Raw genomic sequence first — 13,484 nt, 5'->3', positions numbered from 1 at the left:
CCAGCATTCGCTGGCGTTTCATTTTCACCGCAGATCAGTCTGCGGCAGGCGTTGCAGCTTAGCCCAGCAGGGTAGCCCAGCCTTCAACCACGTCACCGCCCCACTTGGCTTTCCACTCTTTCAGAGTTTTATGGTTGCCACCTTTGGTTTCGATGACTTCGCCGTTGTGCGGGTTTTTGTATTGTTTAACTTTGCGAGCACGCTTGGTGCCGGTAGTTTTTACTGCGCCGCCGCGTGGAGCCTTGGTTTTGGATTCTGGATCCAGCAGGGCGATGATGTCACGCAGGGATTTGGAGTATTCGCCCATCAGGGTGCGCAGTTTGCCTTCGAATTCCAGCTCGGTTTGCAGTTTGTCGTCTTGCGACAGGTTCTTCAAACGGGCTTGCAGCTCTTTGATAGCTTCTTCGGTGGCGCGATATTCGTTGATCAAGGACATGATTACTACCTTAGTAGAGTGCTGAGTGGCAGGGGACAGTGCCGCAATAATAGTCAGGCTGTTTCATCAAGTAAACATTTAACCGGTGTTTTTATTTAAATTAGTTACAAGAATTAGCGGCAAATTGAATGTTCGGTTAAATAGTGTGATGCAGTCATCACAGATACTCACAGTTATCTGATCTAGCAGTACCTCCGAATCGCCGTCCCGTTGACGGTTGTCCCCGTCAAAAAGCTGTACGCCGGGGTGGGGCGAACGCCCCCGAGCTCATCAATACTGCAGTTTTGCTGCGCAGTCGCTAGAATGGCGGCCTTTGCGAAGTTCTGGAGTTTCCCCCTCATGCGCACTTTTCGGCTGGTGATTTCTTGCCCGGACCGCGTTGGCATTGTTGCCAAAGTCAGTAATTTTCTGGCATCCCATAATGGCTGGATCACCGAAGCGAGCCACCACTCGGATAATCAGATCGGTTGGTTCTTCATGCGTCACGAAATTCGTGCCGATTCGCTGCCGTTCGGTATTGAAGTCTTGCGCGAGAAGTTTGCACCGATCGCCGAAGAGTTCTCGATGGACTGGCGCATCACCGACACCGAGCAGAAAAAACGCGTGGTGCTGATGGCCAGCCGCGAATCCCATTGCCTGGCCGATCTGCTGCACCGCTGGCACAGCGATGAACTGGATTGCGAAATCTCCTGCGTGATTTCCAACCACGACGATCTGCGCAGCATGGTCGAGTGGCACGGCATTCCTTATTACCACGTCCCGGTCAATCCGCAGGACAAGGAACCGGCCTTCGCCGAAGTGTCGCGTCTGGTCAAACAACACGATGCCGAAGTGGTGGTGCTGGCGCGCTACATGCAAATCCTGCCGCCGGCGCTGTGCCGCGAATACGCGCACCAGGTCATCAACATTCACCACAGCTTCCTGCCGTCGTTCGTCGGTGCCAAGCCTTACCACCAGGCCTCCCTGCGTGGCGTGAAACTGATCGGTGCGACCTGCCACTACGTGACCGAAGAGCTGGACGCCGGTCCGATCATCGAGCAGGACGTTGTCCGCGTCAGCCACAGCGACAGCATCGAAGACATGGTGCGTTTCGGTCGTGACGTCGAGAAGATGGTGTTGGCGCGTGGCCTTCGTTATCACCTCGAAGATCGTGTGCTGGTACATGGCAACAAGACTGTAGTGTTCTGATCGAACCACTTCATGCTTGAAAAACGAAGGGCTTGGGCGTTGAATCGCCCAAGCCCTTCGCCGTTTCAGAATCAGAGGACATGCAGATGAGCGATCCACTGGACAAAGCCACTTCCAAAGCACCCGCGACATTGGGCGAGGGCTGTTTGAGTCGGTATGACCCGGATGACCTGAGTCCAGACGACGGGACGGAGTTTCCCGGTGCTGCCGAGTTGTGGGAGCAACTCAAGGATGAACAGAGCGAGCCTAAGAAGCCTGCCTGACCTTCAGCAGCTTTCTGAGTAGCGGCCGTCCGAGCATCAGCAGAAACACCGGCCCGCCCACCACCAGATAAAAGTAGAACGTCACCACCCGCCAGATCAGAATCGCCGCCGCGGCAGTGGATTTGCCGACCATCGGTGCCAATAGCGCCGCCGAGGTCAATTCTGCGGCACCTGCGCCGCCCGGCAGCAGGCTGAACTGGCCGGCGCCCAGCGAGAGCATCTGCACCAGAAAACTCCACGCCCACTGCAAATCCGCCCCCAGCCCACGCAGCGCCAGATACAGCACGCTATAGCGCAGTAGCCAGTGCACGCAGGTCAGGGCGAAGACTTTGCTCAAGGTCTGCCAAGGCAACTTCAGCGTATCGATGAACGCGGCAAGAAAATGCAGCAGCTTGCGTGCCCAACGGCGGCGGGTGCTGGCGCGCACGTTCATTCGGGCCAGCAGCCGTCCGCTCAGTCGAATCAGTTGGCGGTGGTAGCGCGCCAGCAGTACGCAACTGCACAAACCGCCGAACAGCGACACCGCGCTGACGATCAGCAGCCATTCCATGCGATCGCTGAGGTGCTGGAACAGTGCGTAAATCAGAATCCCGCTCAGGGCGCAGAGAAAAAACAGCAAATCGCTCAACTGATCCATGGCAAACACCGCGCTGCCCCGCGCCGGGCGCACGCCGCTGCGGGCCAGCAACGCCATGATCGTCAGCGGCCCGCCGCTACCGCCGGGTGTCGCGCAGTAGGCGAATTCGGCGGCCATGACCACGCCGAGGCTTTTCATCGGCGTGACGCGATCCCGTTGATCGCCGAGCAACAAACGCAGGCGCAAGGTGTTGATGCCCCAGCACAGCAGGATCATGCCGAACATGATCAGCAGCCATTGCAACGGAAAGCTCTGCAGGCGCGCCCAGATTTCGCTGCCGCCGAGCAGCAGCGGGATCGACACCGCCGCGAGCAGGCCGATCAACAACACAATGCCGCGACTCATGCGGCGTGTTCCTGTTGACCGCGCTGTTGGGCGAGCCAGTTCACTTTGGTCATCGGTACTCGTCCTTCATTCAGCAATCGTTCGAGAGTGTTCAGCCAGTAATGGCGGGAGAATTCGTGGCGCATGTCCACCGGGTGCAAGCCTAGCCGAATCACCGGCGCCTGGCGCCAGTGCTGTTCACGCTGGTCGCTGATGATCTTCGACAGGCCGCGACGCCATGCACTGCGGGCGCTCCAGACCAGCCCCGGCGCATCGATGGAGGTGAAGTCCGGTAAACGATAAAGATGCTGCGGGTCGCTGGTGTAGCTTAGCGGCAGTTCGCGCAGGGCCTGCCGTGTGCCGTCGCTCATCAGCCAGGCGGGGGCGACGAAACCCTGCAGCGGCCAGTCGTAACGCCGGAACAGGTCAATGCCGGCGCGCAGTCTGGCGAGAGCGGCTTCGCGAGACAAGTGATAAAACTCGCCTTCATGGGTATAAATGCGCCGCATGAACCAATCGCGCGGCGTGGTCGGGCCTGGCTCCTGGTCGTCGTGAAAGTAACCGTGCAGAGCCAACTCATCGCCGCGGGCGACGCGTGCGCTCAGCAGCCGGCGAAAGTCCTTGTGAGCATCGAGGTTGTTGTGGCGATGAAAATTCGGTACCACCAGCCAGGTCATTGGCACGTCACCCAAAGCATCGACGGCTTCAATAAAGGGTCGGTAATCCGTCCAGGTCGATGGGGCCACGTCGTGCAGCACCAGCAGCACGGCGGGCCGATTGAGCGAGTCAGCCATTAGCCACCCGTGGTATCGCATGGCCGAGGACGGCGTGATAGTGACTGAGCAGACTGTCGACCACCGTGTCCCAGGCGTAATGCCGTTCGACATGCTGGCGCGCTTGCTGGCCAAGTTTCACGCTGCCGCGACTGAACAATTCCCGCACGGCATTGGCCATGGCCTGGGGATTGTTCGGCGCACACAGCAGACCGCACGACTCAGTGACGATTTCTTCGAACGCTCCGGCCGCCACAGCGACCACTGGAATACCGCTGGCCATCGCTTCGAGGATCACCAGACCGAAGGTTTCCTGATCGCCGGCATGCAACAACGCATCGGCACTGGCCATCAGGCGTGCCACGGTCGGTGCCGGGCAGAACTCATCAATGACGCTGACGTTGTCCGGCACCGCGGCCGGCATTGCCGAGCCGACCAGCAACAAGTGATAGCGCGAGCCAAGGCGCTGCATGCACTTGAGCAAGACCGGCAGGTTTTTCTCTTTCGAACCGCGCCCGGCGAAGATCAGCAGGCGGGCGTCTTCGGCAATGCCCAGTTCGGCCCGCAAGTCCGGGTCGCGGGCGCCGGGGTGAAAGGTTTGCAGATCAACGCCCAACGGCTGTACGAAGACGTTGCGCACGCCCAGGCCTGTGAGCTTGTCAGCCATCACCTGACTGGGCGCGAGAACCCGGTCGAAGTTGCCATACAACTTGGTGACATAGGCCTCGACGTTGGGCGTGACCCAATGCCCCATGCGGTTGCTGACCAACAGCGGCAAGTCCGAGTGATAGAAACCGATCACCGGCACGTCCAGCTGCCGCCGGGCATCCAGAGCTGCCCACGCGGTGAGGTACGGATCGCCGACCTCGATCAGATCGGGCTGCAAATCCTGCAGGACATTTCGCCAGGGAGCCAGGCGTACCGGAAAGCGGTAGCCCTTGCCGAAGGGCAGGGCGGGGGCGGGAACCGTGTACACGCCATCGTGTTCACCGAAATGCGCGCCGGGGATCAGCAAACTGTGACGAATCCCGGGTTTGACGCTCAACCGACGGTGTTTTGCATCCAGATAAGTACGTACGCCACCGCTGGCCGGGGCGTAGAACATGGTGATGTCGGCGATATGCACGGTGATCGTCCCTCCGCAGCGTTGCTCTCCCTTGGTTGACCTTTATCCAGAATAGATGTTCGGTCGGGATTGCGCGGGGTAGGGTCGATGCGAAAAGATCGCAGCCTGCGGCAGCTCCTGCAGGGAAAACACATTCCAACTGCAAGAGCTGCCAAGGCTGCGATCTTTAGATTTTCAGATGCGGAAGCTGCCCACCAACTGCTTCAACCGCGAAGCCTGCTGTTCGAGATCCGAACAGGCACGCAATGTCGCGTGCAGGTTCTCCACCCCTTCCTGGTTCAGCGTATTGATCTCGGTGATATCGACGTTGATCGACTCGACCACGGCGGTTTGTTCCTCGGTCGCCGTAGCCACCGACTGGTTCATCCCATCGATCTCGCCAATGCGTTGGGTCACGCTGTTCAAGCGCTCGCCCGCGAGGTTGGCGATTTCCACGCTGTCCTGGCTGTGACGCTGGCTGTCGCTCATGGTGCTCACCGATTCCCGGGCGCCGACTTGCAGCTCCTCGATCATGGTTTGTACCTGCTGCGCCGATTCCTGGGTGCGGTGGGCGAGGTTACGCACTTCGTCCGCCACCACGGCAAATCCGCGCCCGGCCTCACCGGCACGCGCGGCTTCAATCGCCGCGTTGAGCGCCAGCAGGTTGGTTTGCTGGGAAATACTGGTGATCACTTCGAGAATCTGCCCGATGTTCACGGTTTTGCTGTTCAGCGACTCGATATTGCTGCTCGACGCGCTGAGCATGCTCGACAGTTGATTCATCGCCTTGATGCTGCGATCCACCACTTGCTGGCCGTCTTCGGCGAGGCCGCGGGCGTCGCTGGCCTGGTTCGAGGCTTGCGCGGCGTTGCGGGCGATTTCCTGGGCGGCGGCGCCAAGTTGGTTGATCGCGGCGGCGACACTGCTGGTGCGCGACGCCTGCTGATCGGAGTTGTACATCGACGAGTTCGACGCCGCGACCACACGCAGGGCGACTTCGTTAACCTGCCCGGTGGCCGACGACACTTCGCGGATCGAGCCATGAATACGCTCGACGAAACGGTTGAACGCGGTACCGAGTACACCGAATTCATCGTTATTGACGATGGTCAGGCGCTTGGTCAGGTCGCCTTCGCCATCGGCGATGTCTTCCATGGCGCGGATCATGACGTGCAGCGGCTGGATCAGGATGCGGATCAGCATGCCGAGCAGGGCAATGATGATCGCCACGGCAATCACCGTTGCGATTACTGCCGAGGTGCGGAACTCGCTGAGCATGGCGAACGCCTGGTCTTTGTCCACCGACAGGCCGATGTACCAGTTCACCGAGGGCAGGCCCTTGATCGGGGCGAAAGTGACGATGCGGGTCTTGCCATCGACAGTGACTTCACTGAAGTCGCTGCTGATGCGCGGAGTGTCCTGCGGATAGGCCTCCTTCAGTGATTTCATCACCAGGGCTTTGTCCGGGTGCACGAGGATCTTGCCATCGGCGCTGACCAGGAACACATAACCCATGCCGTCGAAATCCCGGGCGGCCAGGGTGTCGACCAGTGATTGCAGGCTCAAGTCACCGCCGACCACGCCAACGCTCTGACCAGCCTTTTTCGAGGCGGTGGCGATGGAGATGATCAACTGGCCGGTCGCGGCGTCGATGTACGGTTCGGTCAGGGTCGGTGTGCTGCTGCTCTCGGCACCTTTGTACCAAGGACGAACGCGTGGATCGAAACCGTCCGGCATCTTCACGTCCGGGCGGATGGTGAAGTGGCCGGTGGCATCGCCCAGATAGGTCGCCATGAATGTCGAGGTCAGGGACTTCTGTTCCAGCAGGCTGGCGACATTGGTCGCTTCCGGGTTGATGGCGATATTCTGGGCAGCGTTCTCGACCAGCAGAATGCGGCCATTGAGCCAGGTCTGGATATTGTCGGCGGTGACCTCGCCCATCTCGTTGAGATAGTTGTTCAGGTCATCGCGGATTGCGTTGCGCTGTAGCCAGTCGTTGTACAGCGTGAACGAGGCGAAAGCGGCGATGACGATGAGGGCGGCGGCAAGCAAAATTTTATGGCTGAAGCGCAGGTTTTTGTTCATGGCTTGGGGTTCCGCTAAGGTCTTAATGTCCTGGGCGTGCTTTTATAAAGACGCTCAATATGGGCAAGGGTGAAAAAAGCTGATATTTCCGTCTCTCCTTAGGGAAATGTCCGACCCGACTTTTCAGTCAGGTTCACGCCTTTATTTATCGGCCATCGCGAATTAAAGATTAACCATTGGGTGACAAAATGCCTGACTCATCGCAACTCGTAATCGGCGCCGATCTCGCGGGGCAACCGATAGCCCAGGCCATGCGCCTGGCCAACCGACATGGACTGGTTGCCGGCGCGACCGGCACCGGTAAAACCGTGACTTTGCAACGTCTGGCCGAAGCCTTCAGCGACGCGGGCGTCGCGGTGTTTGCCGCTGATATCAAGGGAGATCTGTGCGGCCTCGGTGCTGCCGGCAACCCGCAGGGTAAGGTCGCCGAGCGCATCGCCGGCATGCCATGGCTCAATTACAAACCGCAGGCTTATCCCGTGACCTTGTGGGACATTCACGGTCAGTCCGGTCATCCACTGCGCACCACGTTGAGTGAAATGGGGCCGCTGCTGATTGGCAGCCTGCTCGAGCTGACCGACAGTCAGCAGTCGGCGCTCTATGCGGCGTTCAAGGTCGCCGATCGCGAAGGCCTGTTGTTGCTGGATCTGAAGGATCTGAAAGCGCTGCTCAATCACCTCAAGGACAATCCACAGCTGTTGGGCGAAGACGCCGCGCTGATGACCACCGGTTCCAGTCAGGCACTGTTACGCCGCTTGGCAACGCTGGAGCAGCAGGGTGCCGAAGCCTTGTTTGGCGAGCCGGCGCTGCAACTGGAAGACATCCTGCAACCCGCTGCCGATGGCCGTGGGCGCATTCATCTGCTCGATGCCAGCCGTCTGGTACACGAGGCGCCGAAGGTTTATGCGACGTTTCTGTTATGGCTGCTGGCCGAACTGTTCGAGCAGTTGCCGGAGCGCGGCGATGCCGATAAACCGCTGCTGGCGCTGTTTTTCGATGAGGCGCACTTGTTGTTTGGCGATACGCCAAAGGCGTTGCAGGAGCGGCTGGAGCAGGTGGTGCGGTTGATCCGTTCCAAGGGCGTGGGTGTGTATTTCGTCACCCAGTCGCCGACTGACCTGCCGGACGACGTGTTGGCACAGTTGGGGCTGCGCATCCAGCACGGCCTGCGTGCATTCACTGCAAAAGAGCAGAAATCCCTGCGTGCCGTAGCCGATGGGTTTCGGCCTAATCCGGCGTTCGACAGTCTGTCGGTGCTGACCGAGCTTGGGATCGGTGAGGCGTTGGTCGGTACGCTTGCCGAGAAAGGCACGCCGGAAATGGTTCAGCGCGTGTTGGTCGCACCGCCGCAATCGCGGATCGGGCCGTTGACCGAAACCGAGCGAACAATGCTGATTGCCGGATCGCCGTTCAAGGGGCGCTATGACAAACCGATCGATCGGGAGTCGGCTTATGAAATCCTGATGGGGCGTAAAGGGTTGGCCCCGGAGGCTGAAGCGCCGGCAGCTACTCAAGAACCGAGTCTGGCGGACAGGGCTGGCGAGTTCCTGGGGACCGCGGCAGGGCAGGCGCTGAAGTCGGCGATGCGCCAAGCGGCCAACAACCTGGGCAAGCAACTGGTGCGTGGCCTGATGGGTTCGCTGCTCGGAGGCAGCAAACGCCGCTAAAAGCAAAGATCGTCCGATCGCGGCCCGAGCCTGCGGCACCTCCTACAGGGGATGCATTCCAGCTGTAGAAGCTGCCGCAGGCTGCGATCTTTTCAGGGCTTGGCTTTGGCGTGCGCCGCAAGGCGCTCCAGCGCCGCCCGCAGATTCGGATCACTGATCCCGTCCGCCGTGGCCTGAATGGTCGCCGCTGCATCCGTTGAAAGATCCATCGTATGCCCGGTTGCTCCACGCTGAACCGTCGGTGGTTGAACCTTGAACAGAATCCGCGTCAGGCTGGCGAACTCGTCGAACATCTGCAATTGCCGTTGCAAGCGCTTTTGCTGATAGCGCAGGCGAGTGGCCCAATGACCATCGGTGACAATTAACAGGAGACTGCCCTCACGCCACGACGCCACATGGCAATGTTCGCGGGCGGCGGGTTGCAGTTGGCTTTCGAGCAGGCGTTGCAGATGGCCCAGTCGCTGGGCATGGCCGAGGATGGCTTTGAGCGGCTTGGCTTCGCGTAGCAAAACGGCGGGTGCTTTGGCCGTAAGAGGGCGAAACGCCATGATCGAACACCTGAAAGTACAGAGGCGCCATGGTAGCAGAAAGCACCGAATTCACTCGCCCATTGCTTTTGCCCCTGCTTTGCCCATTAAATCAACGACTAACTTCTTTTGCGTACGACTTGAAGTTGAGCAAAACGCCCCTATTTTAAGTGAGCCCCGTCAAAGCGCAGTGCCAGCATCGTGGAACATCGCCACTTTCCTCACCACCGTTTCCGGGTAGAATGCTCGTTCGCATGCGGCCATGAGGGCTGCACGGGCGACTCACGGGGCCGCCCTCCATCCCTTTAGTGTGGAAGATCCTGCCGATATGTTTGCGCCTTTGTTAAAGAAACTTTTTGGAAGCAAGAACGAGCGTGAAGTCAAACGCATGCTCAAGACGGTGCAGCTCGTCAATGCCTTCGAAGAGCAAATGGTGGCCCTTTCGGACGATCAATTGCGCGCCAAGACCGATGAGTTCAAGGCCCGCATCGCCAAAGGGGAAACCCTCGACAAGCTGTTGCCAGAAGCCTTTGCGGTCGCCCGCGAAGCCGGCAAGCGCATCATGGGTATGCGCCACTTCGACGTGCAACTCGTCGGCGGCATGACCTTGCATGAAGGCAAAATCGCCGAAATGCGTACCGGTGAGGGTAAAACCCTCGTGGCTACCCTGGGTGTTTACCTCAACGCACTGTCCGGCAAGGGCGTGCACGTTGTGACGGTGAACGACTACCTGGCCCGTCGTGACGCCAACTGGATGCGCCCGCTGTATGAATTCCTCGGCCTGACCGTCGGCGTCGTGACGCCGTTCCAGCCGCCGGAAGAGAAGCGTCTCGCTTACGCCGCCGACATCACCTACGGCACCAACAACGAATTCGGTTTCGACTACCTGCGCGACAACATGGCGTTCAGCATGGAAGAGAAATTCCAGCGCGAACTCAATTTTGCCGTGATCGACGAAGTCGACTCCATCCTCATCGACGAAGCGCGTACCCCGCTGATCATTTCCGGTCAGGCCGAGGACAGCTCCAAGCTGTACACGGAGATCAACAAACTGATCCCGCAGCTGGAACTGCACGTCGAAGAAGTCGAAGGGGAAGTCACCAAGGCTGGCCACTACACCGTTGACGAGAAGACCCGTCAGGTCGAACTCAACGAAGCCGGTCATCAGTTCATCGAAGACATGCTCACCCGTGTCGGCCTGCTGGCTGAGGGCGAGAGCCTGTACTCGGCGCATAACCTGGGTCTGCTGACCCACGTTTATGCCGGTCTGCGTGCGCACAAGCTGTTCAATCGCAACATTGAATACATCGTGCAGGACGGTCAGGTCGTACTGGTCGACGAACACACCGGCCGTACCATGCCGGGCCGTCGTTTGTCCGAAGGTCTGCACCAGGCCATCGAAGCCAAAGAAGGCTTGAACATTCAGGCCGAGAGCCAGACCCTGGCATCGACCACGTTCCAGAACTACTTCCGTCTGTACACCAAGCTGTCCGGCATGACCGGTACCGCTGACACCGAAGCGTTCGAATTCCACCAGATCTATGGTCTGGAAGTGATGGTCATTCCGCCGAACAAGCCGTTGGCGCGTAAAGACTTCAACGACCTGGTGTTCCTGACAGCCGAAGAGAAGTACGCGGCGATCGTGACGGACATCAAGGAAAGCATGGCCGCTGGCCGTCCGGTGCTGGTGGGTACTGCGACCATCGAAACCTCCGAGCACATGTCCGCACTGCTCGTGAAGGAAGGCATCGAACACAAGGTTCTGAACGCCAAGTTCCACGAAAAAGAAGCCGAGATCATCGCGCAAGCCGGTCGTCCGGGCGCATTGACCATCGCCACCAACATGGCCGGTCGTGGTACCGACATCCTGTTGGGCGGTAACTGGGAAGTTGAAGTCGCATCGCTGGAAGACCCGACCCCTGAGCAGATCGCCCAAATCAAGGCCGACTGGCAGAAGCGTCACCAGCAAGTGCTGGAGTCCGGCGGTTTGCAGGTGATTGCATCCGAGCGTCACGAATCCCGTCGTATCGACAACCAGCTGCGTGGCCGTGCCGGCCGTCAGGGTGACGCCGGTTCCAGCCGCTTCTACCTGTCGCTGGAAGACAGCCTGATGCGTATCTTCGCCTCTGACCGGGTGAAGAACTTCATGAAAGCCCTGGGCATGCAGCCGGGCGAAGCGATTGAGCACCGCATGGTGACCAACGCGATCGAGAAGGCGCAGCGCAAGGTTGAAGGCCGCAACTTCGACATTCGTAAGCAACTGCTTGAGTTCGACGACGTTAACAACGAACAGCGTAAAGTGATTTATCACATGCGTAACACGTTGCTGGCCGCCGACAACATCGGTGAAACCATCGCCGACTTCCGTCAGGACGTACTCAACGCGACTGTCAGCGCCCACATTCCGCCGCAATCGCTGCCAGAACAGTGGGACGTCGCCGGTCTGGAAGCCTCGCTGCAGAGCGACTTCGGTGTGGCGTTGCCGATCCAGCAATGGCTCGACGAAGACGATCACCTGTACGAAGAAACCCTGCGCGAGAAGCTCATGACCGAGCTGATGGCCGCGTACAACGAGAAAGAAGATCAGGCCGGTGCCGAAGCACTGCGCTCCTTCGAGAAGCAAATCGTTCTGCGCGTGCTGGACGACCTGTGGAAAGACCACCTGTCGACCATGGATCACCTGCGTCACGGCATCCACCTGCGTGGCTACGCTCAGAAGAACCCGAAGCAGGAATACAAGCGCGAGTCGTTCACGCTGTTCTCCGAGCTGCTGGATTCGATCAAGCGCGACTCCATCCGTGTGCTGTCGCACGTTCAGGTTCGCCGTGAAGATCCGGAAGCCGAAGAGCAACGTCTGCGTCAGGAAGCCGAAGCACTGGCCGCCCGCATGCAGTTCGAACACGCCGAAGCCCCTGGTCTTGATCAGCCGGAAATCCTGGGTGAAGAGGTCGATGTGGCCCTCGCCACCGCCCCGGTTCGCAATGACCAGAAGCTAGGCCGCAACGAACTGTGCTACTGCGGTTCGGGCAAGAAATTCAAGCATTGCCACGGGCAGATTCAGTAACACCCGTTTCAATCGCTGATGTACCCGCGCCGCGACCGGCATAAGCCGTCGCGGCGTTTTGCCATTTAAACCACCGCTTTCAAATGGCGGTGCTGACTTCATTGAGTAAGGAGCGCATTCATGGCTGTTGGTCTTGGTCCTTTGCCAACGTTGCACCCGGTTGCCGGTTTTGAACTCGGTATCGCCTCGGCCGGCATCAAGCGCCCCGGGCGCAAGGATGTCGTGGTGATGCGCTGCGCCGAAGGTTCGACCGTGGCGGGCGTGTTCACTCTGAACGCCTTTTGTGCAGCACCGGTGATTCTGGCGAAAAAACGCGTGCAGAATGCTGTGCGCTACCTGCTGACCAACACCGGTAACGCCAACGCCGGTACCGGCGAACCAGGCCTGGCCGCTGCCGAGCGCACCTGCGCCAAACTGGCCGAACTGACCGGCGTTGCTGCTGAACAGATCCTGCCGTACTCAACGGGTGTCATCGGCGAGCCATTGCCGGTCGAGAAAATTGAAGGTGCCTTGCAAGCCGCACTGGACGATCTGTCGGAAAACAACTGGGAAGCGGCCGCCACCGGCATCATGACCACCGACACCCTGCCCAAAGGGGCCAGCCGCCAGTTCCAGCATGACGGCGTGACCATCACCGTTACCGGCATCAGCAAAGGCGCGGGCATGATTCGTCCGAACATGGCGACCATGCTCGGCTACATCGCCACCGACGCCAAAGTCTCCCGCGATGTCCTGCAAAACCTGATGCTCGACGGCGCCAACAAGTCGTTCAACCGCATCACTATCGACGGCGACACTTCGACTAACGACTGCTGCATGCTGATCGCCACCGGCAAGGCTGCACTGCCGGAAATCACCCGCGCGGAAGGCGAACTGTTCGCCAAACTCAAGCAAGCGGTGTTCGAAGTGTGCATGGACGTGGCCCAGGCCATCGTGCGAGACGGCGAAGGCGCAACCAAGTTCGTCACTGTTGAAGTCAACGGTGGCGGCAATCACCAGGAATGCCTGGACGTCGGCTACACCGTGGCGCACTCGCCGCTGATCAAGACCGCGCTGTTCGCCTCCGACCCGAACTGGGGACGCATCCTGGCCGCTGTCGGCCGTGCCGGCGTGCCGGATCTGGACGTGAGCAAGATCGACGTGTTCCTCGGCGATGTGTGTATCGCCAGCCGTGGCGCCCGCGCTGAGACCTACACTGAGGCGCAGGGCTCGGCGGTGATGCAGCAGGAAGAGATCACCATCCGTATCGAGTTGGGTCGCGGCGATTGCAGCGAAACCATCTGGACCACTGACCTGTCGCATGAATACGTGAAGATCAACGCCGAATACCGGACCTGATCCGAGACCGAGTCGCTGCCATCGCCAGCAGTCTGGCTCCCACAGGGTTTGTGTTCACTGAACATCTACCGTGGGAG

11 protein-coding genes and 1 pseudogene are annotated in these 13,484 nt (G+C 59.6%); 5 read left to right on the top strand and 7 right to left on the bottom strand.

Going from position 1 to position 13,484, the window contains the following annotated elements:
• Positions 1-58: 58 nt before the first annotated feature.
• On the bottom strand, positions 59-436 hold the full coding sequence (mvaT, locus tag ACA043_RS23105; protein WP_007933316.1) for a histone-like nucleoid-structuring protein MvaT: 378 nt from the start codon (positions 434-436) through the stop codon (positions 59-61).
• 339 nt (positions 437-775) lie between these two features.
• Here mvaT and purU point away from each other — a divergent pair, with 339 nt between their 5' ends.
• Together purU and ACA043_RS23095 are read left to right on the top strand one after the other, a co-directional pair.
• Positions 776-1,624, top strand: a complete 849-nt coding sequence (gene purU, locus ACA043_RS23100) for a formyltetrahydrofolate deformylase (RefSeq protein ID WP_187678095.1) — start codon at positions 776-778, stop codon at positions 1,622-1,624.
• An 86-nt stretch (positions 1,625-1,710) separates the two neighbouring features.
• Entirely contained in the window at positions 1,711-1,887 is a 177-nt protein-coding gene (locus ACA043_RS23095) for a hypothetical protein (RefSeq protein WP_401268656.1), read from the top strand.
• Here ACA043_RS23095 and gpgF read toward each other — a convergent pair.
• The 5 genes and pseudogenes from gpgF to ACA043_RS23070 form a co-directional block, all read right to left on the bottom strand.
• A complete protein-coding gene (gpgF, locus tag ACA043_RS23090; protein ID WP_497615215.1) occupies positions 1,871-2,869 on the bottom strand; it encodes a glucosaminyl phosphatidylglycerol flippase in 999 nt (332 codons plus the stop codon). The two genes, ACA043_RS23095 and gpgF, sit on opposite strands and share 17 nt — an antisense overlap.
• Positions 2,866-3,642, bottom strand: a complete 777-nt coding sequence (gpgD, locus tag ACA043_RS23085) for an N-acetylglucosaminyl phosphatidylglycerol deacetylase (protein WP_497657983.1) — start codon at positions 3,640-3,642, stop codon at positions 2,866-2,868. The genes gpgF and gpgD overlap by 4 nt, the downstream gene beginning before the upstream one ends.
• Positions 3,635-4,747 carry an N-acetylglucosaminyl phosphatidylglycerol synthase gene (gpgS, locus tag ACA043_RS23080; protein WP_497657982.1) on the bottom strand — a complete coding sequence of 371 codons (1,113 nt, stop codon included), beginning with the start codon at positions 4,745-4,747 and terminating at the stop codon, positions 3,635-3,637. Before gpgS ends, gpgD begins: the two co-directional genes overlap by 8 nt.
• Positions 4,748-4,921: 174 nt before the next feature.
• Positions 4,922-5,686, bottom strand: a complete 765-nt coding sequence (locus tag ACA043_RS23075; RefSeq protein ID WP_370872677.1) for a methyl-accepting chemotaxis protein — start codon at positions 5,684-5,686, stop codon at positions 4,922-4,924.
• Between the two features lie 93 nt (positions 5,687-5,779).
• Positions 5,780-6,811: pseudogene (locus ACA043_RS23070) on the bottom strand (HAMP domain-containing protein); the annotation flags it as partial.
• A 188-nt stretch (positions 6,812-6,999) separates the two neighbouring features.
• Here ACA043_RS23070 and ACA043_RS23065 point away from each other — a divergent pair.
• Entirely contained in the window at positions 7,000-8,478 is a 1,479-nt protein-coding gene (locus ACA043_RS23065; protein WP_401268647.1) for a helicase HerA-like domain-containing protein, read from the top strand.
• A gap of 92 nt (positions 8,479-8,570) precedes the next feature.
• On the opposite strand, the gene ACA043_RS23060 is transcribed toward ACA043_RS23065, so the two are convergent.
• A complete protein-coding gene (locus ACA043_RS23060; protein ID WP_187678089.1) occupies positions 8,571-9,026 on the bottom strand; it encodes a DUF721 domain-containing protein in 456 nt (151 codons plus the stop codon).
• A 307-nt stretch (positions 9,027-9,333) separates the two neighbouring features.
• Between ACA043_RS23060 and secA the strand changes: the two genes are divergently transcribed.
• Entirely contained in the window at positions 9,334-12,069 is a 2,736-nt protein-coding gene (secA, locus tag ACA043_RS23055) for a preprotein translocase subunit SecA (protein WP_497657981.1), read from the top strand.
• Between the two features lie 120 nt (positions 12,070-12,189).
• A complete protein-coding gene (gene argJ, locus ACA043_RS23050) occupies positions 12,190-13,407 on the top strand; it encodes a bifunctional glutamate N-acetyltransferase/amino-acid acetyltransferase ArgJ (RefSeq protein WP_187678087.1) in 1,218 nt (405 codons plus the stop codon).
• The last annotated feature ends 77 nt before the right edge of the window (positions 13,408-13,484 follow it).

Source organism: Pseudomonas sp. LBUM1648, from assembly GCF_059716145.1.
Note: the sequence above shows the minus strand (reverse complement) of the source record. Positions and strands in the feature narration are given on the sequence as shown.

What these genes read in the sequence shown, in the direction of transcription:
- mvaT (WP_007933316.1), bottom strand. Translation starts at nt 436, where the DNA reads ATGTCCTTGATCAACGAATATCGCGCCACCGAAGAAGCTATCAAAGAG.
- purU (WP_187678095.1), top strand. Translation starts at nt 776, where the DNA reads ATGCGCACTTTTCGGCTGGTGATTTCTTGCCCGGACCGCGTTGGCATT.
- ACA043_RS23095 (WP_401268656.1), top strand. Translation starts at nt 1,711, where the DNA reads ATGAGCGATCCACTGGACAAAGCCACTTCCAAAGCACCCGCGACATTG.
- gpgF (WP_497615215.1), bottom strand. Translation starts at nt 2,869, where the DNA reads ATGAGTCGCGGCATTGTGTTGTTGATCGGCCTGCTCGCGGCGGTGTCG.
- gpgD (WP_497657983.1), bottom strand. Translation starts at nt 3,642, where the DNA reads ATGGCTGACTCGCTCAATCGGCCCGCCGTGCTGCTGGTGCTGCACGAC.
- ACA043_RS23075 (WP_370872677.1), bottom strand. Translation starts at nt 5,686, where the DNA reads ATGTACAACTCCGATCAGCAGGCGTCGCGCACCAGCAGTGTCGCCGCC.
- ACA043_RS23065 (WP_401268647.1), top strand. Translation starts at nt 7,000, where the DNA reads ATGCCTGACTCATCGCAACTCGTAATCGGCGCCGATCTCGCGGGGCAA.
- ACA043_RS23060 (WP_187678089.1), bottom strand. Translation starts at nt 9,026, where the DNA reads ATGGCGTTTCGCCCTCTTACGGCCAAAGCACCCGCCGTTTTGCTACGC.
- secA (WP_497657981.1), top strand. Translation starts at nt 9,334, where the DNA reads ATGTTTGCGCCTTTGTTAAAGAAACTTTTTGGAAGCAAGAACGAGCGT.
- argJ (WP_187678087.1), top strand. Translation starts at nt 12,190, where the DNA reads ATGGCTGTTGGTCTTGGTCCTTTGCCAACGTTGCACCCGGTTGCCGGT.